The 25,181-nt window shown below is 58.4% G+C and carries 20 protein-coding genes; all 20 read right to left on the minus strand.

Annotated features, from left to right (window positions below; translation table 11 throughout):
• Window positions 1-7: 7 nt before the first annotated feature.
• Complete coding sequence (gene fliG, locus HU762_RS12540; RefSeq protein ID WP_007958288.1) at window positions 8-1,027, minus strand: flagellar motor switch protein FliG; 1,020 nt, start codon at window positions 1,025-1,027, stop codon at window positions 8-10.
• Entirely contained in the window at window positions 1,020-2,804 is a 1,785-nt protein-coding gene (gene fliF / locus HU762_RS12545) for a flagellar basal-body MS-ring/collar protein FliF (RefSeq protein WP_186637187.1), read from the minus strand. The genes fliG and fliF overlap by 8 nt, the downstream gene beginning before the upstream one ends.
• A gap of 15 nt (window positions 2,805-2,819) precedes the next feature.
• Window positions 2,820-3,146, minus strand: coding sequence for a flagellar hook-basal body complex protein FliE (fliE, locus tag HU762_RS12550; RefSeq protein WP_186637189.1), 327 nt, complete (start codon window positions 3,144-3,146; stop codon window positions 2,820-2,822).
• A gap of 192 nt (window positions 3,147-3,338) precedes the next feature.
• Entirely contained in the window at window positions 3,339-4,727 is a 1,389-nt protein-coding gene (fleR, locus tag HU762_RS12555; protein WP_186637191.1) for a sigma-54-dependent response regulator transcription factor FleR, read from the minus strand.
• Between the two features lie 5 nt (window positions 4,728-4,732).
• A complete protein-coding gene (locus HU762_RS12560; RefSeq protein WP_186637193.1) occupies window positions 4,733-5,941 on the minus strand; it encodes an ATP-binding protein in 1,209 nt (402 codons plus the stop codon).
• A gap of 110 nt (window positions 5,942-6,051) precedes the next feature.
• Window positions 6,052-7,527: a sigma-54 dependent transcriptional regulator gene (locus HU762_RS12565; protein ID WP_030141088.1), complete on the minus strand. Its 1,476-nt coding sequence runs from the start codon at window positions 7,525-7,527 to the stop codon at window positions 6,052-6,054.
• Window positions 7,528-7,700: 173 nt separating this feature from the next.
• On the minus strand, window positions 7,701-7,997 hold the full coding sequence (locus HU762_RS12570; RefSeq protein ID WP_186637194.1) for a flagellar protein FliT: 297 nt from the start codon (window positions 7,995-7,997) through the stop codon (window positions 7,701-7,703).
• A gap of 12 nt (window positions 7,998-8,009) precedes the next feature.
• Window positions 8,010-8,405: a flagellar export chaperone FliS gene (gene fliS, locus HU762_RS12575; protein ID WP_186637198.1), complete on the minus strand. Its 396-nt coding sequence runs from the start codon at window positions 8,403-8,405 to the stop codon at window positions 8,010-8,012.
• Between the two features lie 131 nt (window positions 8,406-8,536).
• Window positions 8,537-9,973, minus strand: coding sequence for a flagellar filament capping protein FliD (gene fliD, locus HU762_RS12580; RefSeq protein WP_186637202.1), 1,437 nt, complete (start codon window positions 9,971-9,973; stop codon window positions 8,537-8,539).
• An 80-nt stretch (window positions 9,974-10,053) separates the two neighbouring features.
• Window positions 10,054-10,419: a flagellar protein FlaG gene (locus HU762_RS12585; RefSeq protein ID WP_186637205.1), complete on the minus strand. Its 366-nt coding sequence runs from the start codon at window positions 10,417-10,419 to the stop codon at window positions 10,054-10,056.
• Window positions 10,420-10,491: 72 nt separating this feature from the next.
• Complete coding sequence (locus HU762_RS12590; protein ID WP_186637208.1) at window positions 10,492-11,340, minus strand: flagellin domain-containing protein; 849 nt, start codon at window positions 11,338-11,340, stop codon at window positions 10,492-10,494.
• Between the two features lie 253 nt (window positions 11,341-11,593).
• Window positions 11,594-11,863, minus strand: coding sequence for a hypothetical protein (locus tag HU762_RS12595; RefSeq protein ID WP_186637211.1), 270 nt, complete (start codon window positions 11,861-11,863; stop codon window positions 11,594-11,596).
• On the minus strand, window positions 11,860-13,152 hold the full coding sequence (locus HU762_RS12600; RefSeq protein WP_186637213.1) for a 6-hydroxymethylpterin diphosphokinase MptE-like protein: 1,293 nt from the start codon (window positions 13,150-13,152) through the stop codon (window positions 11,860-11,862). The genes HU762_RS12595 and HU762_RS12600 overlap by 4 nt, the downstream gene beginning before the upstream one ends.
• 83 nt (window positions 13,153-13,235) lie before the next feature.
• Window positions 13,236-14,162, minus strand: coding sequence for a ketoacyl-ACP synthase III (locus HU762_RS12605; RefSeq protein ID WP_186610417.1), 927 nt, complete (start codon window positions 14,160-14,162; stop codon window positions 13,236-13,238).
• A 276-nt stretch (window positions 14,163-14,438) separates the two neighbouring features.
• Window positions 14,439-15,326, minus strand: a complete 888-nt coding sequence (locus tag HU762_RS12610; RefSeq protein WP_202883641.1) for a class I SAM-dependent methyltransferase — start codon at window positions 15,324-15,326, stop codon at window positions 14,439-14,441.
• Window positions 15,327-15,464: 138 nt separating this feature from the next.
• Window positions 15,465-19,043, minus strand: coding sequence for a glycosyltransferase (locus tag HU762_RS12615; RefSeq protein WP_186637215.1), 3,579 nt, complete (start codon window positions 19,041-19,043; stop codon window positions 15,465-15,467).
• A gap of 94 nt (window positions 19,044-19,137) precedes the next feature.
• Entirely contained in the window at window positions 19,138-20,703 is a 1,566-nt protein-coding gene (locus tag HU762_RS12620) for a flagellar hook-associated protein 3 (protein ID WP_186637216.1), read from the minus strand.
• 13 nt (window positions 20,704-20,716) lie between these two features.
• Window positions 20,717-22,783, minus strand: coding sequence for a flagellar hook-associated protein FlgK (gene flgK / locus HU762_RS12625; protein ID WP_186637219.1), 2,067 nt, complete (start codon window positions 22,781-22,783; stop codon window positions 20,717-20,719).
• Window positions 22,784-22,793: 10 nt separating this feature from the next.
• The gene (gene flgJ / locus HU762_RS12630) at window positions 22,794-24,095 is read right to left on the minus strand and encodes a flagellar assembly peptidoglycan hydrolase FlgJ (protein WP_186637405.1); all 1,302 of its coding nucleotides are present in this window, start codon (window positions 24,093-24,095) and stop codon (window positions 22,794-22,796) included.
• A gap of 14 nt (window positions 24,096-24,109) precedes the next feature.
• The gene (locus HU762_RS12635; protein WP_186637408.1) at window positions 24,110-25,180 is read right to left on the minus strand and encodes a flagellar basal body P-ring protein FlgI; all 1,071 of its coding nucleotides are present in this window, start codon (window positions 25,178-25,180) and stop codon (window positions 24,110-24,112) included.
• Between the last annotated feature and the right edge of the window lies 1 nt (window position 25,181).

The following is a 25,181-nucleotide window of genomic DNA, read 5'->3' on the forward strand; positions in this document are numbered from 1 at the left end:
AACGACCTTAGATCATCTCTTCGCCGCCCTTGCCACCGAGGACGATTTCTCCGGCTTCGGCCATACGGCGGGCGATGGTGAGGATTTCCTTCTGTGCGGTTTCCACGTCGCTGACGCGCACCGGGCCCTTGGCCTCGAGGTCGTCGCGCAACAGTTCGGCCGCTCGTTTGGACATGTTCTTGAAGATTTTCTCCTTGACGCCTTCGTCCGAACCCTTGAGGGCCAGGACCAGCACATCGGAGGACACTTCGCGCAACAGTGCCTGGATGCCACGGTCGTCGACATCGGCCAGGTTGTTGAACACGAACATGAGGTCTTCGATCTGACCGGACAGGTCTTCGTCGACTTCGCGGATCGAGTCCATCAGTTGGCCTTCGATCGAGCTATCGAGGAAGTTCATGATATCCGCCGCGCGCTTGATACCGCCCAGGGTGGTGCGCGAAGCATTGGAGTTGCCCGAGAACTGCTTCTCGAGAATCTGGTTCAATTCTTTCAGGGCCGCCGGCTGCACTGTGTTCAACGACGATACCCGCAGGATGATGTCGAGACGCACTTTATGATCGAAGTTGCCCAGCACCTCACCAGCCTGGTCCGGGTCGAGATACGCCACGACGATCGCCTGGATCTGCGGGTGCTCGTAACGGATCACGTCGGCCACCGCGCGCGGTTCCATCCACTTGAGGCTGTCCAGGCCGCTGGTGTTGCCACCCAGCAGGATCCGGTCGATCAGGCCGTTGGCCTTGTCCTCGCCCAGGGCCTGGGTGAGCATCTTGCGCACGTAGTCGTCGGAACCGACGCCCAGGCTGGTCTGATCGCCGACGATGTCGACGAACTCACTCATGACCTGCTCGACCTGCTCCCGGTGCACGTTGCCCATCTGCGCCATGGCCACGCCAACGCGCTGGACTTCTTTCGGACCCATGTGGCGCAGCACTTGGGCGGCGTCGGTCGAACCCAGGGACAGCAGCAGGATCGCGGCTTTGTCGACCCGGGACAATTTGGCAACAGCGGCTCGATTATCACTCATCTGCGTTAATCCACTCTTTCACGACCTGGGCCACACGACCCGGATCCTCTGCCACCAGACTCTTGATGGCGTTCAACTGAGCGTCATAGCCTTCGCTCGGGCTCGGCAGCAGAATGCTCTGCGGTCCGCCGAGGCTGACGCGATCGTTGGCCAATTCGCCATCCAGGCCGCCCATGCCTCCCAGCTCTACATCGCCCAAGCCTGCCAGCTGCTTGTTCTTGCCACCACCGGTGATGTTGTTGAGCACCGGACGCAGCACGCCGAACACCAGTATCAGGATGAACAGCACACCCAATACTTGCTTGACCACATCCCAGAACCAGGGTTGCGAATAAAACGGAATGTCGGCAATTTCTTCACCGCGCTCCAGGGAGAACGGCACGTTGATAACGCTGACGCTGTCGCCACGGCTGGCGTCGAAACCGACGGCGTCCTGCACCAGACGAGTGAAGCGCGCCAATTCGTCGGCGGTCCATGGCGCACGGCTGGTTTCGCCGTTGGCCGCGTTGATCTTGACTTGATCGTCCACGACCACGGCAACCGACAGGCGATTCAAACGGCCCTGCTGCTGCTTGGTGTGGCTGATGGAACGGTCGAGCTCGAAGTTCTTGGTCGATTGCTGACGCTTGTCGGCCGGGTACGGCGCGAGCATCGGCTGGCCGGTGGCCGGGTCCATGATCTGCTGGCCGTTGGCGTCGATCAGGGGCTGGCCTGGCTGCACCATGCCTGCCGCAGCGGTAGCACCACCGGTGGTTTGCGGCGCGCTGGCTGCCGATGGCGGCTGGTTGCTCAGGGCACCTGGCACACCTTGCGGGCCGTTGCTGGCAGTACGCTGCTCGTTCACCGACTGCTCGCTGCGCAACGCCGGTTGATCCGGGTTGAACTGTTCGGACGTCGACTCCACGGCGCTGAAATCTACATCAGCCGAGACTTCGGCTTTATAGCGACCGTTGCCCAGTATAGGTTGCAGGATGTTGTGCACACGCTGGGTCAGCATGCCTTCCATGCGACGGCTGTAGTCGAATTGCTTGCCGGCCATGGTCAGTTCGGAATTTTCCGCCTGGTCGGACAACAGGTTGCCCTTCTGGTCGACCACGGTGATCTGCGACTTGCTCAGCTCGGGAACGCTGGTTGCCACCAGATTGATAATGGCAACGACTTGGCCTGGCTCAAGCGAGCGGCCGGAATACAGTTCGACCAGGACCGAAGCACTCGGCTTGCGCTCATCGCGCACAAATACCGAGCTTTTCGGAATCGCCAGGTGCACGCGTGCACCCTTGACGTTGTTGAGGCTGGAAATGGTCCGCGCCAGTTCGCCTTCCAGGCCGCGACGATAACGCGTCGCTTCCATGAACTGGCTGGTGCCCAGGCCCTGGTCCTTGTCGAGAATCTCGAAGCCGATGTTGCCATCGGTCGGCGTTACGCCAGCCGCGGCGAGCTTGAGGCGCGCACGCGCCACATCGTCGGCCTTGACCAACAAGGCGCCGGAATTAGGTTCAACGGTGTAAGGAATGTCGGCAGAAGCCAGGGTTTCCATGACTTGCTTGGCATCCATGCCTTCCAGGCTGCCGTACAAAGGACGGTAGTCTGGCTGCTGGGACCACAACACCACGGCGAAACCAATCGCCACGCTGGCAGCCAGGCCGACCAACAGGCCAACCTGACGCAGCATGGTCATCTCGGAGAGGTTTTCCAGGAAAGACAGACCGAACAACGGCGGCTTGCCGTCTACCGGTGTGGTCTTGGCTGGAACGTTATCAACGGCTGCTTCTGCCATGACTCAATAATTTCCTTAGACCGGCATCTGCATGATGTCTTGGTAGGCTTGAACCAGCTTGTTGCGTACCTGGGTCAACGCCTGAAACGAGACACTGGCTTTCTGCGAAGAGATCATTACGTCCGTCAGGTCGACGCCACTTTTGCCAATCTCGAAAGCACTGGCCAACTGGTTCGAAGCCTGCTGGGTATCGTTCACTTTATTGACGGCCTGACCGAGCAAGTCGGAAAAACTGCTGCCGGCCGCTTGCGGCACCGCGACCGATTTAGGCTGGGCCATGGCGTCCATCTGCATGGATCGCATGTCCAACATCAACCGATTAAATTCAATACCTTGGCTCATGATCTATTCTCTCTGGCGGCCCGCATTTTTTTGACACTTACTCAGCGGGTATACAGGTGTTAGCAACAAGGGTGCCAGCTCCATGGCCGTCAGAAACAAATGCGCACGCGAGCGCATCCGGCGCTACACGGTTCAACCGTTACATGCATGAGCGCTTCGCACTCATGCTTGGCCAGCCCCTGGCGACAGGCATCAACTGGCGAAGAGATAAGCCTCCACGTCCATCCCGGCATCGCGCATCTGCGCCAGCTTGTAGCGCAAGGTACGCGGGCTGATGCCCAGCCGTTCAGCCGCCTCCTTGCGACGGCCGCGCTCGGCGCGCAGGGTGTCGATGATCATCTGGAATTCGCGACGACGCAGGTCGTCTTCCAGGGCTCCAGCCGATTCCCCCGTCACTTCGACCGGCTGAACCTGCGTTGGCACAGGCTTGAGCGCCGGCAATGGCGCGCAGGCCACCGGGCCCGCCAGGCAAAAATCCTCGGGCTGGATCAAGCCGCCCTGCTGAAGAATCAAGGCTCGCTGAATAGCATTGTCCAGCTCGCGGACATTACCGGGCCAGGGATACGCGATCAGGCAAGCCTGCGCCTCGGCAGACAGCCGGGCCGTTGCGTGCTTCATTTTATTGACGTGTTTGGCCAGCAGGCGCTCGGCCAGCGGCAGGATATCGGCGGTGCGCTCGCGTAATGGACGCCAGGCCAGGGGGAAAACCGACAGTCGGTAATAAAGGTCTTCACGAAAGCGCCCCGCCGCCACTTCGCCGGCCAGGTCGCGGTTGGTCGTTGCCACCACGCGAATGTCCAGGCTGATGGGCTTGCGCGCGCCGACCCGCTCCACTTCCCGTTCCTGCAATACACGCAGCAACTTGGCCTGCAGGCCCAGCGGCATTTCGGAAATCTCATCGAGGAGGATCGTCCCGCCGTCGGCCTGCTCGAACTTGCCGGGCTGGGCCGCGATAGCGCCAGTAAACGAGCCCTTTTCATGCCCGAACAATGTTGCCTCGAGCATGTTGTCGGGAATCGCCGCACAATTGATGGCGATGAACGGTTCGCTGGCGCGCCGGGATTGCTGGTGGATATAGCGAGCCAACACTTCCTTGCCCGTGCCGGACTCGCCGGAAATCAACACCGTCGAATCGCTGCGGGCTACCCGCGCGGCCAATTCCAGCAATTGCGCGCTGGCCGGCTCAAGCGCCACCGGCCCCTCACCCTCGACAGCGAGGCTGCCCAAGGCATGCCGCGCGACCAGATCCAGGAGCGCCTTGGGCTCGAACGGCTTGACCAGATAATCCGCGGCGCCCTGGCGCATGGCATCCACCGCACGCTCGACGGCGCCGTGGGCGGTCATCAGCAAGACGGGCAATTGCGGCTGGCGCGCCCGCAGCAAACCAAGCAACTGATGGCCGTCCATGCCCGGCATGTTGACGTCGCTGACCACCAGGCTGAACGGTTCACGGGCCACGGCGAGCAAAGCGTCTTCTGCCGAACCGACGGCTGCATAATCATGCCCGGCCAACAACAGCGTATCGGCCAGCGCTTCGCGCAGGGCGCGGTCGTCCTCGACCAGCAGAACCTTGATCGCCATAACCCTCACTCCACCCCTGGCGTACTGGAAAACAGCGGCAAGAGCACCAGCGCGCATGTGCCGCGCCCCGGCCGCGAGCGCAACTGCAATTCTCCCTGATGGGCACGGACCACCGCCTTGACCACGGTCAGGCCGAGGCCCGTCCCGGTGGTCTTGGTGGTAAAGAATGGCTCGCCCAGACGCGTCAACACGGCCGACTCGATACCGCTGCCGCTGTCACTGACGCACAGGCGCAAGGTGTTGTCGCGCGTGTACAGATGGACCTTGAGCCGCACCTCGCCATCGCTGGCCTGGATCGCATTTTCAATAAGATTCAACACCGCCCCCACCAGCGTGTCGCGGTTGCACAGCACCTCGCCGACATGGCTGTCGCACTGCCAGCGGATCGGCAAGCCCTGCACGTGAGTCAGCGCCGCAGCCTGCAAGGATTGCAGCAGCGCCTTGGGCGTTACACGGTCGGTCAGGGGCAGCTCGCCACGGGCGAACACCAGCATGTCGCGCACCTGGTGTTCGAGTTCGTGGAGGCGCTCTTTCAGGCGACCGGCAAAGCGTTGCTGGGTCTCCATCGGCAATTGCTGCTCGGTCAAATGACTGGCGTACAGCAACGCAGCGGACAGCGGGGTACGGATCTGGTGAGCCAGCGACGCCACCATCCGCCCAAGGGAGGACAAACGTTCGTGACGGGCCAGTTGATCTTGCAGGTGACGGGTTTCAGTCAGATCGTTGAGCAGCACCAGCTGACCGGGCTCGGCGTCCAGCGACCGAGTCGAGATGGACAGGCGACGGCCGTCCTTGAGGGAGACTTCGTGACCGTCATCCTCACGCGGGGCGAAGCAACGGGCGATGACGTGTCGCCACAACTCGCCTTCCAGCGGCAAGCCCAGCAGCTCGCAGGCCGCCGGGTTGGCTTCGCGCACGAAGCCGTGGGCATCGATGACGATGACGCCGCCGGGCAAGAGGTCGAGGAGGTTTTGCAGTCGATTGGCCAGGCGTTCTTTTTCCGCCAGCTCCTGCATGCGCTGGGCGCTGACCACCGCCAGCTCACCCTTGAGCTCGGTGACCCGGGCTTCAAGCAGGCTGTAGGAGTCGGTCAGCTGGCTGGACATCTGGTTAAACAGCGAAAACGCCTGCTCAAGTCCAAGACGACTAGCCTGTTCGGCGGACGGCATGTGTCCCGACTCTGGGACAGGAGACATCAGGGCGGCTTGGGTCATCGTGCTCTCTCGCTTGGCTGACCGTCAGTTAAACGGAACGTTGCGAGAGCTTTAGCAATACCCGTGCCGAAAAAAAACCGCCTGAAAATCAGGCGGTTGCAAAACAGGCGTCAATCATCCGCCTGTTCATCTCCTTCGCGACGGCTCATGCCGTACTTGCGCATCTTTTCTACCAGGGTGGTACGACGGATGCGCAGGCGTTCTGCGGCGCGAGCCACGATGCCGTTGGCGTCGTCCAAGGCTTGCTGGATAAGGCCTTGCTCCAGGCCGCCCAAGTAGTCCTTGAGGTCCAGGCCTTCCGGCGGCAGCAAGGCGTTGCTGGTGAAATCCGGCGTATGGCCGTTGATCGCCACGCGCTCTTCCAGGTCGCTGCGCAGGCTGTCGACCATTTGCTCGTCTTCATCGTCGACGTAGCGGAATTTCTTCGGCAACTCGGCGACACCGATCACACCGTAGGGGTGCATGATCGCCATGCGCTCCACCAGGTTGGCCAATTCCCGGACGTTGCCCGGCCAGCCATGGCGGCACAGGGACATGATCGCCGCCGAGTTGAAGCGAATCGAACCGCGCTTTTCATGCTCCATGCGCGAGATCAGTTCGTTCATCAGCAACGGAATGTCTTCGACCCGCTCACGCAGCGGTGCCATTTCGATAGGGAACACATTGAGACGGTAATAGAGGTCTTCGCGGAAACTGCCGACCTCGATCATGCTCTCGAGATTCTTGTGGGTCGCGGCGATGATTCGCACGTCGACACTCTGAGTCTTGTTGCTGCCCACGCGCTCGAACGTACGCTCCTGCAGAACCCGCAGCAGCTTGACCTGCATCGGCAACGGCATGTCGCCGATTTCGTCGAGGAACAGCGTGCCGCCGTTGGCCAATTCGAAACGCCCGGCGCGACTGGTGATTGCACCGGTGAAGGCGCCCTTCTCGTGGCCGAACAATTCGCTTTCCAACAGCTCGGCGGGTATCGCCCCACAGTTGACCGGAACGAACGGCGCTTCGCGGCGTTTGGAATGGTAATGCAGGTTGCGCGCAACCACTTCCTTGCCGGTGCCGGACTCACCCAGGATCAGCACGCTGGCGTCAGTGTCGGCCACTTGCTGCATCATCTGGCGCACGTGCTGGATCGCACGGCTAGTGCCGACGAGGCTGCGGAAAAGATTGGGTTCGCGATGCCGACCGCGCTCACGAGCCTGGTCGTACATTTCACGGTAAACCTGGGCGCGGTGCAGCGAATCAAGCAATTTGCTGTAGCTGGGCGGCATTTCCAGGGTGGAAAGTACTCGGCGGCGCTGGTCTTCAGGCAAGTCGAGAGAAGAATTTTCACCCATTAACAACACTGGAAGGAACTCATCCCAGGTTGAGAGTGTCTTTAGCAAGCCCAAAAGCGACGCGGGGGCATTTACGGTCCCAATAAGGACGCAAATGACTTCACGACTGGAGGACAGAGAGCCGACAGCCTGCTGCCAATCATGGCTACCGCAGGGCAAATTTTCTTCGCCAAGAAAATTGAGGATCACCGCTAGGTCACGGCGGCGGACGCTATCGTCATCGATCAGGAGAATTTTGGTTTCACGCCACATGCAATAGCAACTTCCCTAGTCAACTCAGTGCCCGAATTTGGGGGCAAGCTAGACGCTTGCAGACTTGTCATGCCTGTAGACGCCTGAAATCTGTAAACAGCCACTAGTTAAGTCAAAAAATCGTGCACAGTCAAATTTATGGCGCACTTTGTTCGGGTTAACTGAAAATTAAATCAGCCGAACAGGTGATAAACCTTCGCCGCGTTCTGTGCCTGATGAATCTGCGACATCTCGTTCACGATTGCCTGACGCTCTCCGGTCGCCGCTTCCAGCAAGTTGCGGTAGACCCCTAGTAACTCTTCCAGATTACTACGCAACGCCGCCTCGTCCACCTCGGACTCGCTCATGACGTCTTCCATGCAGGTACGGCACGCCAGGTCCAATTGACCAATGGCTTCCCAATTTCGCTCGGCCAGGGCATCAACCAGGGCTTCACGGGTTTGTTCGATTCGCTGCAGGACAAGACTCATGGGGAGCACTCCTTAGAATTGCGGACCAGGCGTGGCAATGGCATCCCAGCCTTCCTTGACCGTGCGAAGCAGATCAGTGACTTCGTCGAGGATCTTCGGATCGGTCTTGGCGTTGGCTTCGGCCAGGCGCTTCATCATATAGGCGTAAAGGGCATCGAGCTCAGCGACCGACTCAGCCTGGTTTTCCAGGTCCAGGCCTTCGCGCAGGCCGCCAACGATGCCGATGGCCTTGCTGATCAGAACGCCTTTGTTCGGGATATCCTTGCGCTCCATCGCGCCCTTGGCCTGGGCGATACGGTCCAGCCCACCTTCCATGAGCATCTGCACAAGACGATGGGGACTTGCTTCGGAGGTTTGCGCCTGGGCACCAATCTTCTGGTATTGGCGAAGGGCTAACATCGGATTCATGTTCTACCTCATCAAAAAAACTTCGGTTCGTATAAACAGCGTATCGACGCCGCGTCAAAAAACTTTAGACCGAAAAGCCGAAAGCCCGGAGCGTTGTCAAAACGCTGCCGGGCTTTTGCATCGGTTGAGAATCAGCTATTTTTCTGTTGTGCCGTCATTGCTTCGAACATGGAAGTGATGTTGCTGGCGGTGGCTTTCAGCCTGCCGACCAGGGTATCCATGTCGTTATACTTTTTAGTCAGCACTGCGGTAAGGGTTTCGATCCGGCGATCCAAGGCCAACTGGTCTTCACTCAGTTTCGCCTTGAGAAGCTCCAGGTTCTTGGTGCGAGTGGTCAGGATGGCCTCTGAGCCCCCTAGCCCCCCCACACCAGTCTTGCCTTCGGTGTATGGCTTGATAGCATTATTCATGCGCTCAAGGAGGCCATTTTCACCAGCGAACAGTGTCTGGACTTCCCCGCCCAACTGTTTGTCATTCAACGCCGCAGTAAATTTCCCACTGTCGAAATCCAGGGTTCCGGTCGTCTGGTTGGTGGTGATTCCCAGCTGAGAAAGAACGGTCAGCTTGTCACCTGAACCGGCCTCGGACAAAGGCGTGCGAATGGCCGCCAGCAGCGAGCGGGGCAACGAGTCACCGGTCAAGGCCGCCGGAACCGAATTCCCCTCCGCGTCTGTCGATGGCTTAGTCAGGGACGTCACGGCCCTCGCAACGGCGTTATAGGCATCGACAAACTTCTGGATCGAAGCCTTCAGGCCGTCAGCGTTAGTAGCGACGGTAACGATTGTCGGGCCTGTGTCCTCAACCAGTAACGTCATGCTCAAGCCCGAGACCACGTTATCCAGCTTGTTGGTCTTGCTGCTCATCTCCAGGCCGTCAACCTTGAATATGGCGTCCTGGGCGAGCCCCAGGGACCCTGAAGAATTCGCGGTCGGTGGCGAGACCATTTTAACGGAACCGTCAGCCGTCAGGCTGGCAATACCGCTGAGGGAAATATCGTTACCCGCACCGGTTTTAGTCGAGCCGACCACCAGGCGTGAACCGAAGCTGTCTGTCACGATGTTCGCGGTCAGCCCGCTGGTGGAGTACTTGCTGTTGATGGCATCCCGCACCGACTGCAACGTCGAATCCGCCGGGATATCAAGGGCGTAATCCGTGCCCCCCTGGCTGATAGTCAGCGTACCAGCCGCTACGGCACTGGAAGTCCCACCGGCGAAAGCAGCCGTCGCTACTTTTGAAGAAGTGGCCAGTTGGCTGACTTCTACCGTGTAGGTACCACTTACCGCCGAGTTGCCCGCGGTCACCGTCAACGCACTGGTGTTGGCCGAAGTGGCGGCGACGCCGGTAAATTGCGGGGTGCTCGTGCTGCCTAAGGCTTTCAGCGTGGACTGGAAGGTAGCCAACAAGGATTTCAGGGTGCCAATCCCGGAAATATTGGAGGTATTAGTCTTGGTGGCACGGTCAATCTGACCTTGCTTGGCTGCTTTGTCAGAATCCACCAATGCCTTGACGATAGCACCGGTGTCAAGGCCAGAGCCTAAACCCAAGCCAGGTAGAATTGGACTTGCCATGTGGGACTCCCTTCAGTGTGTCGGCGACCTTTTGGCGATTGCGACGCTAAAGAACCGATCAACAAAATTCGTACCAGCTGTCAGGCTTGCGCGCTGAACAACAGGCTGTTTGCATCATTCAAGCTATTGGCCAGCTTCAGAACTTCTTCATTGGGGATCTGACGAATCACTTCGCCGGAACCACTGGCAATCACTTTGACTACTACTTTGCCTGAAGGCTCATCAATTGAGAACTCCAGGTTACGCTTGACCGACTGCACAAACTTTTCAATTTCCTGAACCGCTTGCTTGAGCTTGTCTTTTTCGGCCATTGCATCTTTAGGCTCGTCTTTCACCGATGCCAGGCTGGTGACCTCGGTTCGAGGCTTCTCCACTGGCTTGTCGGCAACTGTCGGCGCCGGCTTCGCAGCTGGATAAGACAAGTTCAGCTTCACGCTCATATCCATGTCCATCACCTCTTGAACGAAAAAAGCGAGAGAGTACGCAAGCGCACTCCCCCGCTAAAACTCATCCGGCTATTACTGAAGCAGCTTCAGTACAGCGGATGGCAGTTGGTTGGCTTGGGCCAGAACCGAAGTGGAAGCCTGTTGCAGAGTCTGCTGCTTGGTCAGCTGGGCAGTTTCAGCAGCGAAGTCGGTGTCTTGTACGCGACCCAGTGCAGCACTGGCGTTTTCGTTAATGTTTTGCAGGTTGGAGATAGTGCTCGTCAGCCGGTTTTGTGCAGCACCGAGGTCAGCACGGGCGGCGTTAATTGTGCTCAAGGCGGCGTCGATGTTGGTGATCGCCAAGGTAAAGTTGGCTTCGATGCTCGCACTGTCACCAGTGATGCTAATAGTGCCACTGTCGACAGACAAAGTTGCGGCGTCGAACGAGTCACTGAGCACCAGAGTGATCTGGTTATCACCACCGGTATTGGAGCCGACCTGGAAAGTCATGGTACCAGCGTCGCCGTCCAGCAGGGTTTTACCGTTCAGGTTGGTCGAGGTAGAGATACGAGTCAGCTCGGCGCTCATCGCCTCAAACTCTTTATTCAGGGCTACACGGTCATCTACGCTGTTGTTGTCGTTTCGCGACTGAACGGCCAGTTCACGCATACGCTGCAGAATGTTGCTCTGTTCTTGCATCGCACCTTCAGCAGTCTGAGCGACTGAAATACCGTCGTTGGCGTTTTTGATCGCAACAGTCTGACCGCGGATTTGCGAGGTCATACGGGTAGCGATCTGCAGGCCAGCGGCGTCGTCTTTGGCGCTGTTGATTTTCAGGCCGGAAGACAAGCGGGTCATCGAAGTGGACAGAGCATCGGAAGCCTTGCCCAGGTTCTTCTGAACGTTCAGCGATGTGACGTTAGTGTTTACTGTTAAAGCCATGACGAATTCCTCGTTGGTTGGGTACTGCGGCTTCCGGCCCTGGCAACCGCCGGGTGTGGCCTAGAGAACCTTCGTAATAGTTATCGTCGTAATTGGAACTTGCTTTAGCAGAATTTTCAAAATTTTTGCCATCAGGATGCCACCCCTCGTAAATCAAGGACTTGGCCGCGCCTGGAGGGTGAAAAAATGGCGCCAGGGAAACGCCGGCGACGGCGCTGGAGGCGCAGGACAGCGTTGAATGGCGCCGAGGAAGTTATTTGCGCCGACCAGCGGTCAACAATTGGGCCCATTCATACTCGAGGTAATCGGCCAACGAGACCCAGTTCTGCGCCTGCTGGTCATCCAGCATCAAGGCAAGCAGCTTGCTCCACGACGCGGGGACATCGCCTGGCATCAGCTCCACCAAAGGCTGCGCCGATTCGATCAGCGCGACCATTGCCAGCCCTGCCTCGACATCTCGCCCAAGGCGAAACAAATGCGCGCATTCACGGGCATCATTGATCACTACTTCAAGCTCGGTCATTGCGCATATTCCGGGTGGAAATCGGTGCCCACAATCAATGCCCCGTCTCGACTGCTGTTATAGAACCGCACCTGGGGATGCCTGGCGATAAAACGCTCCAGCTCGCATAGGTAGCTGCGGAAGTTGAGCTGGGTCTTGACTCGACGACCATGCCCATCAAGCACCCAATGCCTGGACGCCTCTAGCTGCGGCCCCAAGTCGCCGTCGCCCCATCCTGCATGGGTCTTGTCATTGGGAAAGGCAAAATCAGCACCAAAAAGCGTGATGTGCGCAGCGCCCATCTGCACCGCCAGATCGACCGCCGGATGAATCACGCTGCCGCCTACGTGGAGTTCGGCCCGGTGCAGTTGCTCACGCATCTGGCAATAGACTGGGCTGGAGGAGTAACCGACGTAGCGCGGCCCTCGCCACGCCTCAATCACTGAGGGGTCAGCCATCGGCAGATAGACCAGCGCAATGCCGTCGGTGTTTTTAGAGGGAAGATGACGCGCCGAGATACGCTGGTCGATGCTGACCACGATGTCGGGACGAATGCCGTGATTGATCAACGGTCGGTAGGCCGTATCGACACAAATCAACAAGGGTCGCTCGGCTTGCTCGCTCAGGTGGCGCAGTCTTTCGAAATGTTGCTCAAGGCTGGGGCCGGTAGCCACGACGAATGCCTCAGGCCCCTTGAACGCGCCGAACAGCTCGGCGACATCGCGATCTTCGCGCACCAGGCTGAAGGTGGATTGCAGGCGTTCAACAATCTCAGGGGACTGTGGATCGAACTCCCGATTAGTAAAAGCCAGATGGACTTCACTGATCAATCGATCACGAATCTTGGCGTTGTAATCGTCGGCCAGCACCAGCTCGGCGGGCAGTGCAAAAAATGGCAACTGGATTTCCGCCAGATCACCGGCATAAAGCAATACCACTCTCGGGTCGTCGAGCCATGACAACTGATCCAGCACCTGCAACACCAAGGCGAACACCGAACCATTGAGAATATGCACACACAACCTTTCGAGCCCCGCCCGCTCCAGCAAGCGGCTCTGCAGATCGCCCAGCCCGGTGCCATAGACATGCACCACGCAAGCGTCTAGCGGAAGACTGGCGGCTTGCAAGTTGGCCTCGGCAAGACGGTCATGCCGACTGGTCAGTTGAATGCCGTTGATACTCAGGGTAGACCCAAGGCCTTCCACCAGATCAGCATGCAACCCGCTGGCATCCTCCTGCAACAAGCGTTCGGCCAAGGCCGGCCAACGCTGCTGGATGATTTGGAGATTGCGCTCGAAGAACTCGCTCATGGCGTCTCGCTTTTGCATCAGGCAAAAAAATAGCGTTCAAGGTTACACCTTGGACGCTATTTTTGTGCCTGGGTTTAAACGACTCAGGGACGATAGATAATCGCCGACCCCCAAGACAACCCAACACCAAAACCACTCAACGCCACACGCTTCCAGTTGGAATCAAGCACGTGTTTCTCCAGCAGCAACGGGATGCTCGACGACACGGTATTGCCGGTCTCGACCATGTCCTTGATGAATTTCTCCGGCTCGCCTTCAAAACGACGCGCCACGGCGTCGACAATCGCGGCGCTGCCCTGGTGAATGCAGAACGCATCGATGTCACTGGGTTGCAGGTCGGAATCGGCGAGCAACTCGTGAAGATGCGCCGGCACCTTGAGCAAGGCGAAGTTGAATACCTGCCGGCCATTCATGAAGAACACGCCATCGCTGACCTTCAGGTGCGGCGCACCGGAACCGTCGGTGCCGAACTTGGCCTTGCCCAATTGCCACGGCGCGTCCTCGCCCATCCATGTAGCGGTGGCGGCGTCGCCGAACAGCATTGTAGTGTTGCGGTCTTCCGGATCGACAATCTTCGAATAAGGGTCGGCGGTCACCAGCAGACCATTCTTCAGGCCGGCGGCTTCCATGAAGCCCTTGATGGCATAGATACCGTAGACATAGCCCGAGCAGCCCAGGGAAATATCAAACGCTGCCACTGTGGTGGGCAGGCCGAGCTTGTCCTGGACGATAGCCGCTGTATGAGGCAAACCTTCTTCATCGCCGTTCTGAGTGACAACGATCAGCACGTCAACGGATTCGCGCTTCAGATCGGGATTATTGGCAAATAGCGCATTGGCCGCTTCGACGCACAGATCCGAGGTTTCCTGCCCGTCATCCTTGCGTGGCAAGAAGGCGGAACCAATCTTGCCAAGGATGAATTCTTCATCCTTTTCAAATTTTGCACCTTGTGCGTAATTGTCCACGCCGGCTACAGGAACGTAGCTCGCAATGCTTTTTATGCCAATCATCATGGCTTCCCAATAATAAACAGCTAAACGTTGACCCCTGAAACAAAATCCGGAGCGCTATCAAGAGAATTGGCTTGCGTTAGGCCAAGCGAAATCGACGAGCGATACAACTCCACAAGGCCTCCTCGCGAGACACAATACTGTAAAGATGCACTTTATGACTGAAAGGTCACTCTGTCATGGGGAAGGCGGTTGTTTTTACATAAATAAAATTGACGGGCGGAACGAGGATGAGCACGCGATATGGTCCGGGCGCACATCCCTGTTATGAAAAAATCAAGCCTTGGCGGAGATCATTTCCAGCACTTGTTTGAGCTGGGCATTCAGCGCATGCGATTCACGCAGCTCACCTTTGAGCTGAGTGATCTGGCGATCCATGTCTTGCAGCAGACCGGCTGCTTGGTCCATTTGTTCGGCGGATTGCTGCATGGAGACTTCATTTTTATGATTTTGTGCACGCATGTAATTCTGCAGTGACAATTGACGCCCTTGGGCATGAAAGTACTTGCGGGAGTGGTCCGGGAGCGCCTGCAACTGACCGAGCAGATCCAAGAAGCACTGCGGCACCGATTTACCCACGCATAACACACCGAGGCCGTGGCCGTGATGGAATTCAAACGAGTTGTATTGGGGGGAAATTTCGGCCCAGAGCTTCCATACGCCGAAATTGCGATCACGTACTACGGTGTCGTGGAAAAGGATCACACCACGCTCGCTCATTTTCGGTAGCCAAGTCTGGAAGTCATGGCTGACGGCTTCGTAGGTGTGCAGACCGTCGATGTGCAGCAAGTCGATGGAGCCGTCAACGAACTCTTCGCGAGCATCATCGAACTTCATGCGTTTCATTTCAGAGAAATGACCGTATGGCTCGTCGTGAACCGCCTTCAGTCGATCGTAAACTTCCTGGCCATAGAAACCCGCGTGCGAATCGCCCTCCCAGGTGTCAATGGCAAACGCACGCATCGGCAACTCAAGGGTTTTCGCCGCCTGGCAAAAAGCGACATACGAATCACCATGATGCGAGCCCAGCTCGACAAATACATCCGGGCGCAAGGCTTCGATTGTCAGGAAGGCGAACGGGATATGTTCAATCCATGCGCTACCTCCTGAAAGGTAGTCCGGTTTGGCGCTGAGCATAGAAAACGTCAACAGATTGCTTTTCATCGGTACTTCCTAACATTGTAAGAGCAGGGCGAGGCATCGCTCATAAGTGCGGCCAGTTTTTTGGCAGCGAACGCCCTATAAAAGCAGCTTCTGTGCCAAATTCGAATCTGGTATCGACCATAACCGTTTTTTCGGTGGTCATTGACCCACCCAGGCGTTCAACCAGCGCTGGAGGTTATCGCCCCGCAGCAGCCAGTTACTCATCACCGCCTCGTGCAGTGCGTCACCCATGCGGTAACTTTCAACCGGATCGCTCAAGTGCATACGAATAGCTGATAGCCAGTCCTCGGTACTGTTGCTGGGTACCCGCGTGCAGGGTAAATTTCCTCGGTAAGCCTTCGTATCAGAACAGATCACAGGATAAGCACAGGCGCCATACTCCAGCAGCCGAAGGTTACTTTTACAGTCGTTGAAAATATGCTGCTCCAAAGGGGCCAATGCGAGGTCAAGATTCAGGCTGGAGAGCTTGGCCGGGTAATCCTTCAGACTGACGGAGGCATGAAACTCATGTATATAAGGCAGCAGCCCTTCGGGGCACATACCGAAAAATACCCACTCCACATCGTTGGCCAACTCGCGAACTACTTGGGCGATGATTTCGAGGTCCCCGGTGTGACTGGTGCCCCCACCCCAACCAACTCTTGGCTTACTGGAGGTTGCGCGCCTGGCACGCAGCCCACCCCACAACTGTGGTACCAAGGTGTTGGGCACCACTCGAATATCCTGATGCATACTCGACAACGCATCGGCTAGCGCGTCGGTGGTCACAACCACGCGATCACACAAGCCTATCGCCTTGCGGACGATTTCTTCTATATTCGCCGCTTTGTTCCGCGCATGGCTATTTTTCTTCGGTGCGCTGATGACATAGTCATCCAGTTCAAAAATACGTCTGGCATTGGAGTAGGTCTTGATTCTCTGCAACTCATCCACAGAGCCTTGGCCATAGCGACATTGGAAAAGAATCATGTCGGGTGACATACGCTCGATATCAACCACCGAAGGCGGCTCATAGACAATACGCCCCACCACTTGCCCTGCCGCCTCTAACGCCTTGAAGGGTCCGATCACTCGGTATTGGCCAACGGCGGAGCTGTTGATAGGCAATGCCAGAATTGACGGCGCGGAACGCGTATACAGTGGATCCCAACTGCCACGGGTACCTGATTCAAGTCTGAAGTTAGAGTTGTTTATGCTCAATTGTGGGTTGTACGCAGGATCCCTTGCTACTTTAGGCAGCCAGCGCTGATAGAAAGTTTCCTGCTCTCGCAGTTGCAACTCGTGTGCAACCGATCCCAGTATTTTTTGCGCTGACGCGCCGAGCGTAACGTTGGCGTGAGGCGTCCAAACAACCAGATAGCCCGCCTGCCCTACCCTGAGGCACAGGTCCAGATCATTCAGGCCAAGCGAAAACGCCTGCTCATCAAGCTGACCAACTTCATTGAACACCTGCTTGCGCACCATAAGACAGTCGCCACTCACGGCGCTCCAATTCTGCGCGACGCACAGTCGCTGCAAGTAACCGCGCGCTTCGCAGTCCTCATTCTGGAATGCGCTGTTCGCCGGCCCCGCCATCCCAAGCACCAATCCCGCGCGCAAGACCTTGCCTTGCGGAGTCAAAACTCGCGCTCCAACTACGCCGACTTCCGGACGCTGTGCATGGTTTAGCAATTGATCCAGCCAATCGGCTGCGCAGATAACGCTATGGGCATTGAGCAAAACAAGATATTCCCCCCGCGCCTTATTCGCCGCGATGTTGTGAATCGCCGCATGGTTTTGCACGCCGGGGACGCTGATGACGCGAAGCATTGAGGTGCCAAGTTGCGTCATCGCCAATACCCACTGGGCCATGTCTGTACCGCCGATACCGTTGTCGACTAACAAAATTTCATAGTGGGCATAACGGGTGGTTGCGAACAGGCTTTCAACGCAGCGCTGCAATCCTGGCAGTTCAGCCCCGGCCTGGATGATTATCGAGACTACAGGTTTGTGGTCATGCAGATACTCGACATGGTTGAGCACCGGCAGTTGATCGGCATGCAACCGGTGCTGCACTCCCAGTCGATCGAGGTGCGCTGCGACCAGCATCGCGCTGCGCTCAATCACTTGCGGTCGCGAGAGCCACTGAGCAAAGCTCAAGGTGGACTCGACCTGAATCTCGGCGATATGCTCAATCGTTTGCGGCCCGACAGCTTCCACCAAACGCCATAATGCATCTTGGGGCGCCAACTCGGCCAAAGCACAATCAAACCCGCCCAACTCAAGAATGCTCTCACGTTTAAAAGCCAATACTCGACCGACATAGGGGTAGCTGCGCATCAAGTCGAGATTGAAGTCAGGCTTGAATACAGGCTCGCCCGACTCACCATTGAGCAACGCACCTTCATCGCTGTACACACAACGGATCCCTGGCAGATGCGCGACTCGCTCGGCTAACAACAGCAATGCTGAATCAGCCAGTTTGTCGCCAGCGTGCAACAGATAAAACCAGTCGCAGCCTTCCAAGCTGGGTAGCAGGTCATTGAGCTGATGTACCCAGTCCTGGTCAATGGACAACTGCAATACATCGCTTTTCGCTTCGTACAAGACATTAGATAACAGCACCACTTTGTGCGGCCCGTAAAGCTGATTCTGCAGACTTTGCAGCGTGGTTCGCAGCGGGCCGCGCTCGCCCGCGGTATCGATAATGATCGGCACCAGGGTTGGCTGCTGAGGCCATGCGGCGAGTTTCCGCGACATCAGCTGGCGCTCCACTTCGGTAAAACGGCGGGCAGCAAGCCACTCTTGATAAAATTCCGAGTAGCTCTCGCTTCGGGTTCCAATACGCGCTTCAAATGCGTTCTGTCGATTGCTCAAAATCAACTTCAAACATAATTCTTTCCAAGCCCTGCCACAGTCAGAGTCGGGAGTTTCGAGCTCTACATGACGCACCCAACCGGAAGCCGGGGGAGACTCTCCACTTCGAGCGCCCAGCATCGTCTTGAGCCACGCTAGCTCAATAGCCGCCGCGGCCACAATGTGCGGTTGTTTGCTCAGTTGGTGTTCGTGCAAACGCTCGGTACAGAGCACCTGAGCCAGCATCGCCGTGTTGCCACGCCGTAGAAGACAGACGAAAAGAGCGAAATCCAAGCGGGCGATGAAACCACCAGTAGGCTTGGTCAATGCCGGAATGAGCGCCAGCAGGTCACTTCTACGCATTAGTGCCGCAGTAAAATTACCAAGGACATTGCGCGGAATCTCCTCGAAAATTGCCAGCAAATCATCGCCTTTGAATATCGTATCGGTAGGTGCGAGCCCGCAGTTATCAATACGCATCGGCAGCGCGAAGCTATTTTCGTCCGTAAGCAGCCGCATACCGAACACTAGGTTGACATCAGCCTGCTCGGTCAATACCTGGGCCTGTCGGTTGATGCACTCGCTAAACAGTACATCATCATCACAAAGAACTTTGAGGAACTCGCCCTGCGCCGCTTCTATACCTAGCCGAAGGTTAGCGTCAAAGCCCAGATTTTCGGTATTGCGCAAATACCGCAGCGGAACAGGCGCCAACTCAAAAAACGAGTCGACAATCTTCTTGATCGCGTCATCAATGCAGTCATCACAAACAATGATTTCAATGTTTTCGTAAGTCTGCGCCAGCGCACTGAGCAGTGCCTGGTCAAAAAACCTGGGGTTGTAGGCGGGAATGACGATGCTGACGAGGGGAAGTGGCTTCACGGTTAAAACTCTCGAGCGGCGGGCCCCGACCTTTTCAGGTCGGGGCCCCGGAACCGCTTAAAAAAAGACGGTTGGCGGCTCGGTCGATACCGGCTCAGATCTTATTGAACAGGCCCAACTGGGCGATTTTGCTGAACGCCAGTTGCGAGGCTTGCAGCATGGTCTGTTGCAACGTCAGGCGGGTCATTACTTCGGCCGCATCGGAATCGCGGATCGACGACTGAGTCTGGCTGTTGGCCAGGATCAGGCTCTGATTGGTGTCACTTTGGGTATCGAGGGCCTGACCGCGCCCACCCACCGAACTCAAGGCACTGGACAATTGATCGGTTCCGCTCGCCAGGTTGCCGATACCGGAAGCCAGCGAAGCCTGCAGCTTCTGCAACGCGATCGGATCGTTGTTGGTAGGCGTGCTCAACGCCGCCTTCAGTTGGCTCACGGTGTCCAGGACGTTCTGGGTTTCGTGGGTGTTGACCGCGATACTGAATTGATCGTCTGCGCCAGGCGTACCGTTCAGGGTAAAGCTCACGCCCGATGCAGTGGCTACGTTGCCGGCCAAGGTACCGCTTGAAACAGGCTGGCTGTCGGCCGTCAACGGTGCAGCGTAAAGGTCGAAATCGGTGGCGCTGGTAAATTTCAACACGGCCGAGCCCGTAGGGAAACTGGCGTGATAAGCCACCGGGTCGGTGATTTCGCTGCCAGTGATCTGCACTGCGGTCGGGTTACCGGGGCTACGTGTCGGAACAAAGCTGTCCGGCTTGGCGGCCAGGGTGAAGGTATGGCCTGGCAATACAGCACCGGGGGCATCACCCGTTTGCAGATTGATGTTCAGGGTCAGCTCCACACCTCGGAACTGCACGGCCTGCCCGCTCTTGCCGTTAGGGTCGAACGCGCCGCCCCGGCTGGCTTCGGCGGTCACGTCGTTGCCGAGCGAGTCGGTGATCCGCAGTTGCGTGCCGCTGGTGAAATCCACGGTGTACGGCTCGCCACTACGGAACTTGCTGTTGTAGCTGACACTGGACGACACCTGGCCGTTGGACAACACCACGCGTCCATCGTCCACCGCTGGAGCGGTCCGGGTGACCTGGCTGCGACTGGTGTTGACGGCCTGCTGGAACACCTCCCAGCCGGTGCTGTTGGTGGCCATCGACATGGTGTCGCCAACCGGCAGGTCGAGGGTCACCTGGTCGCCGTTGTAGCTGTAGGACCCATCGGTATTGCGCGTGAACGGAATGGTGTCACCCTTGGAACCGGCGAAAATGTACTTGCCATTTTCATCCTTGCTGTTCATCAGGCTCAGCAACTGTTCTTCGATCTGCGCCAACTCCGAGGCGTTGGCCTGGCGGTCGGCGTCGGTATAACCGGCGTTGCCGGCACCGACAGCCAATTCCTTGGCGCGCTGCAGCACGTTGCCGATGCTGGTCATCACCGCCTCGGTGGTGCCCAGGGTGGCCTTGATCGTGTTGGCGTTGGTTTCGTACTGGGTCAACATCGAGGCCTGAGTACCCAGTTGCAATAGACGCGAAGCCCCCACCGGATCATCGGCGGCGGTGTTTATGCGCACCAGGCTACTGGCTTCTTCGCTGGTCTTGACCACATTGGCGAAGTTTTTCTGGTAGTTCGCAGCCGTGCTTTCGTAAAACTGAGAGGTAGAAATGCGCATGGGCTACGGCTCCTTAAAGACTGTTGATCAACGTGCTGAAAATTTCTTGCGCAGCCTTGATGATCTGCGAAGACGCGGTGTAGTACTGCTGGAACTTGACCAGATTGCCGGTTTCTTCATCCAGGTCCACCCCCGAGAGCGAGTCGCGGGCATTCTTGGCATTGTCCAGGATCGCGCCGGTGGCGGCGCTGTCGAGCTTGCCTTGGGCGGCCTTGGCGCCGACGCCTTCCACGAGCTTGCCGTAGGCATCGTTCAGCGAAATACCTTTGCTGGCGGTGTTGGTATCTACGGTCTTGGCGGTCTGCAAGCCGGCCAGGACAGTACCATTACGGTTGTCCAGGCTGCCGGGCTGGCTGAGGCTGATGTCGATGCCGGCACCTTGGGAAGGCGCGCCGGCGATGGACATGTCAAACGTGACGGTGCGCTGCACCGGCGGTACGGACGAATCCATGATCGGGTTGCCGCTGGCGTCCTTGAGCGGAACGCTCAGGCTCAGCGTGTTGCTCTGGCCAGGCTTGATCGTGCCACTGCTGATCGTACCGCCTTTGGCATCGAGTAACTGATAAGCCTGGCTGGTGCCGTCGGCTGAAGTTGCACCGAACACCACTTTGACCGGCATGGAGTTCTTGATGCCGTTCTGGATGATGCTGGTAGTCGCTTCGTCGTAGATGTCCAGCTTCGTCGTCATGGTCGGCTGGCCGCTGGCCGGGATGGTCAGCGTGCCGCTGCCGCCCGGCGTGATGGCGGCGCCCAACGGCGCGGCAATCGCCAGCCGTTTGGAGTCGGTCATCTCGGTCTTGATGCTGCCTGCCGCGTTGCGGGTCGGGGTGATCTTGAACGAGTCGCCGGCCACCGCGGGGTCACTGCCGAACGTCAGGGCGAAACCATCGACCACCGGTGGCGGCGTGGTCGTGGTGCTGAACGCGCCCATCGGCGTGTTATCAGGCAAGCGCTGTACGGTGTAGTTGGTGCCGCTGGTGAAGGTGATCTTGTAGTCGTTGGTCGTCAGCTTGCCGGTGTCTTCGATGGACACGTTGAAGTTGCCGGACCCGGCGCTGTTGCTCAGCGAGGCGACACTGCGCTGGCTCATCTGCGCGGCGCTGTTGATGCTGCTGAACAGGTTTGAACCGAAGGCACCGTTCTTGTCGATGCCCGAAGCCTGGATGCTGTTCATCTGGTCGGCGACGACCAGCGCCACGCGACCCAGCTCGTTCATCGCAGGATCAAGCACGGTACTGCGGTAGCGCATCAGGCCGCCGATCTCGCCGCCGGTGAGCACCTGGGTAAGGTCCATGACGCTGGAGCCGCTATTGAGCTGGATGCCAATGCGGCCCGGGTCATTCTTGTCCGGCACCGCTTCCAATTTATTGGTGATGTTGCCCATCACCAGCGGCTGGCCAGAACCCAGGTAGATGTCCAGGCTGCTGCCGTTCTCGACGACTTGAGTGCCGGTGAAGGTCGACAGTTGGCGAATGGTCTCGCTGCGGGCGTCGAGCAGGTCGTTCGGGGCACCGCCGGCGTTGGAGACTTCGGCGATTTTCTTGTTCAACTGGGCGACGGTGGTGGCCAGGCTGTTGATCTGGTCGACCATGTTCGACAGGTTGCCGTTGATGTTCTGGCTCTGCTCCGTCAACTGGCTGGCGACCGAATTGAAACGGTTGCTCAAGGCCTGGGCATCGCTGAGCAGCAACTGGCGGGATGCATCGTCACCTGGCTTGGCGTTGACGTTCTGCACCGAGGCGAAAAACTTGGTCAACGCGCCGTTGAGGCCAGTGCCGCTGTCCGACAACAGGGAATCGAGCGGAGTGATCTGCCCTTGGTAGGCCGCCGCGTCGCTGTTAAGCGAGGTGGTGGTCTTCAGTTGTGCTTCAAGGTACGAGTTATACACCCGGCGAACGTCCGCCAGGGTGGTGCCGGAGCCGATGAACACGTTGCCGTACTGGTTCGACGCCTTGGTGGTCTGCACGGTCTGCTGACGCGAATACCCGGCGGTATCGACGTTGGCGATGTTGTTACCCGTGGTCACCAGTGCGGTCTGGCTTGCGGACAGACCCGACATCCCGATATTGAGCAAACTCATGGTTCAGACCTTATAAAGTCGTGGTGGCGCCAGCCGAAGCGTAGTTTTGGTAACTCGTCATCTGCCGGGCTATGTTCGAAATCTTGCTGGCGTAGTTCGGGTCGGTGGCATAACCGGCCTTCTGCAACTCGCGTACAAACTGTTCCGGGTTATCGGCAGACTTCAGGACATCTTGATAGCGACTGTTGCTTTGCAGCAGGTTGACCAAGTCATGGAAGCTGTCGCGATAGGAGGCGTAGGAACGGAACTCGGCCGTCTCCTTGACCATCTCGCCATTGCGGAATTCGCTGGTGATGGCGCGCGCCGAATCGCCCGTCCAGTTCTTGCTGGCCTTGATGCCAAACAGGTTGTGGCTGCTGCTGCCATCGGGTTGGCGCATGACCGATTTGCCCCAACCGGTTTCCAGGGCAGCCTGGGCCACCAGATAGCGCGGATCGACACCGATGCGGTCGGCAGCTTCCTTGGCCATCGGCAGCATGGCGTCGACGAATTCATCGGCATCGCGGAAGGCCTTGCGAGCGGGTGCCAGCGGTGGCTGGGCCACGGCGCGGCCATAGACCTGCAGGTCGCCTTTGGGCTCGGCAGCCTTGAGCGCAGCCAGCCAGTCGCCATTGGCCAGCTCACCGGTGGCGGGCTTGACGGCGGTAACGGCGCGATCCGGCAGGACGTTATGGGCGACGACTTCAGCGTTGACCGCGGCTGGCGGCACCAAGCCGGCGAGCAAGCGATCAGCGAGCTTCGGCGGCAGGGCCAGGCGACGCTGGTTGATCAGCTCCATGTCGTTGCGATGAATGCCCTCGGCCCCTTGCGGCGCGCTCACGGCCCGCGAAGCCCAGAGTGGACGCTGGCCGTTGCTGCGCGACAAAGGTCCATCGGGCAACGTTCCGGCGGCCACTGGCGTAGGCACCGGTGCCTTGGCGACTTTTTCCAGCGCCTCCTGCTGCTTGGCGGCCGACAACGTGGCCGCCTCGCCGGAGGCCAGCGGCTTGTTCTTGGACATCTGGCGCAGCAGCACATCGGCCAGGCCGATGCCGCCGCCTTCGCGGGACATGGAAACGGCCAACTGCTGGTCGTACATTTCCTGGTACTGCTTGGCTTCCGGCGTGTTCATCGGGTTGTCCTTGCCCAAGGCCTCGGTGGCCGAGCGCATGGACTTGAGCATTTCGCCAAGGAACAGCGACTCGAATTCCTGCGCCACTTTGCGCAGGTTGCCTTCACTGTTCTTGTCGCCGACCTTGAGCTGGTTAAGACGGTTCAGGTCCGAATAGGAGGCTGAATCCCCGCTGATCAAAGCGCCTTTGCGCATATCCACCATGGCGCGTTTCCTTAAATCACGATCAGGTCGGCTTGCAACGCGCCGGCCTGCTTCAAGGCTTCGAGAATCGCCATCAGGTCGCCCGGCGCCGCGCCGACCTGGTTCACCGCCCGGACGATTTCATCCAGAGTAGTGCCCGGGCCGAACTTGAACATCGGCTTCATTTCCTGCTCGGCGTTGACCCGGGAACGCGGTACCACGGCGGTCTGGCCGTTGGACAGCGGTCCGGGCTGGCTGACGATCGGGTCTTCGGTAATGGTCACGGTCAGGCTGCCGTGGGTCACGGCGGCCGGGGACACCTTGACGTTCTGGCCGATCACGATGGTGCCAGTGCGCGAATTGATGATGACTTTCGCCACCGCCTGGCCTGGATCGACCTCGAGGTTTTCCAGGATCGACAGGTAGTCGACGCGCTGGCTCGGATCCAGTGGCGCGGTGACGCGGATCGAGCCGCCGTCGATGGCCTGGGCCACGCCTGGGCCGAGCATGTCGTTGATCTTGTCGACGATGCGCTTGGCCGTGGTGAAGTCGGAACGGTTGAGGTTCAAGGTCAAGCTGTTGCCCTGGTTGAAACCGCTCGGCACCGCACGTTCCACCGACGCACCACCGGGGATGCGACCGGCCGACGGAACGTTGACGGTAATCTTCGAACCGTCGCGACCTTCGGCGTCGAAACCGCCTACCACCAGGTTGCCCTGGGCGATGGCGTAGACGTTGCCGTCGATACCCTTGAGCGGCGTCATCAACAAGGTGCCGCCGCGCAAGCTCTTGGAGTTACCGATGGACGCAACGGTGATATCCACTTGCTGGCCCGGCTTGGCGAACGCCGGCAGATCGGCACTGATAGACACCGCCGCGACGTTCTTCAACTGCACGTTGCCGGAACCGGCCGGCACCTTGATGCCGAACTGCGACAACATGTTGTTGAAGGTCTGCAGGGTGAACGGAGTCTGGGTGGTCTGGTCACCGGTACCATTGAGGCCCACGACCAGGCCGTAGCCAATCAACTGGTTCGAACGCACGCCGGAAATGCTGGCGATGTCCTTCAGGCGCTCGGCTTGAGCGCTGAAGGCTGCCGTCATT

This window comes from Pseudomonas sp. SWRI92 (genome assembly GCF_014268685.1).
GTDB lineage: Bacteria > Pseudomonadota > Gammaproteobacteria > Pseudomonadales > Pseudomonadaceae > Aquipseudomonas > Aquipseudomonas marvdashtae.

Excerpts from the sequence above, each read along its gene's own strand:
- fliG (WP_007958288.1), bottom strand. The coding sequence starts at position 1,027 with ATGAGTGATAATCGAGCCGCTGTTGCCAAATTGTCCCGGGTCGACAAA.
- fliF (WP_186637187.1), bottom strand. The coding sequence starts at position 2,804 with ATGGCAGAAGCAGCCGTTGATAACGTTCCAGCCAAGACCACACCGGTA.
- fliE (WP_186637189.1), bottom strand. The coding sequence starts at position 3,146 with ATGAGCCAAGGTATTGAATTTAATCGGTTGATGTTGGACATGCGATCC.
- fleR (WP_186637191.1), bottom strand. The coding sequence starts at position 4,727 with ATGGCGATCAAGGTTCTGCTGGTCGAGGACGACCGCGCCCTGCGCGAA.
- HU762_RS12560 (WP_186637193.1), bottom strand. The coding sequence starts at position 5,941 with ATGACCCAAGCCGCCCTGATGTCTCCTGTCCCAGAGTCGGGACACATG.
- HU762_RS12565 (WP_030141088.1), bottom strand. The coding sequence starts at position 7,527 with ATGTGGCGTGAAACCAAAATTCTCCTGATCGATGACGATAGCGTCCGC.
- HU762_RS12570 (WP_186637194.1), bottom strand. The coding sequence starts at position 7,997 with ATGAGTCTTGTCCTGCAGCGAATCGAACAAACCCGTGAAGCCCTGGTT.
- fliS (WP_186637198.1), bottom strand. The coding sequence starts at position 8,405 with ATGAATCCGATGTTAGCCCTTCGCCAATACCAGAAGATTGGTGCCCAG.
- fliD (WP_186637202.1), bottom strand. The coding sequence starts at position 9,973 with ATGGCAAGTCCAATTCTACCTGGCTTGGGTTTAGGCTCTGGCCTTGAC.
- HU762_RS12585 (WP_186637205.1), bottom strand. The coding sequence starts at position 10,419 with ATGGATATGAGCGTGAAGCTGAACTTGTCTTATCCAGCTGCGAAGCCG.
- HU762_RS12590 (WP_186637208.1), bottom strand. The coding sequence starts at position 11,340 with ATGGCTTTAACAGTAAACACTAACGTCACATCGCTGAACGTTCAGAAG.
- HU762_RS12595 (WP_186637211.1), bottom strand. The coding sequence starts at position 11,863 with ATGACCGAGCTTGAAGTAGTGATCAATGATGCCCGTGAATGCGCGCAT.
- HU762_RS12600 (WP_186637213.1), bottom strand. The coding sequence starts at position 13,152 with ATGAGCGAGTTCTTCGAGCGCAATCTCCAAATCATCCAGCAGCGTTGG.
- HU762_RS12605 (WP_186610417.1), bottom strand. The coding sequence starts at position 14,162 with ATGATTGGCATAAAAAGCATTGCGAGCTACGTTCCTGTAGCCGGCGTG.
- HU762_RS12610 (WP_202883641.1), bottom strand. The coding sequence starts at position 15,326 with ATGAAAAGCAATCTGTTGACGTTTTCTATGCTCAGCGCCAAACCGGAC.
- HU762_RS12620 (WP_186637216.1), bottom strand. The coding sequence starts at position 20,703 with ATGCGCATTTCTACCTCTCAGTTTTACGAAAGCACGGCTGCGAACTAC.
- flgK (WP_186637219.1), bottom strand. The coding sequence starts at position 22,783 with ATGAGTTTGCTCAATATCGGGATGTCGGGTCTGTCCGCAAGCCAGACC.
- HU762_RS12635 (WP_186637408.1), bottom strand. The coding sequence starts at position 25,180 with ATGACGGCAGCCTTCAGCGCTCAAGCCGAGCGCCTGAAGGACATCGCC.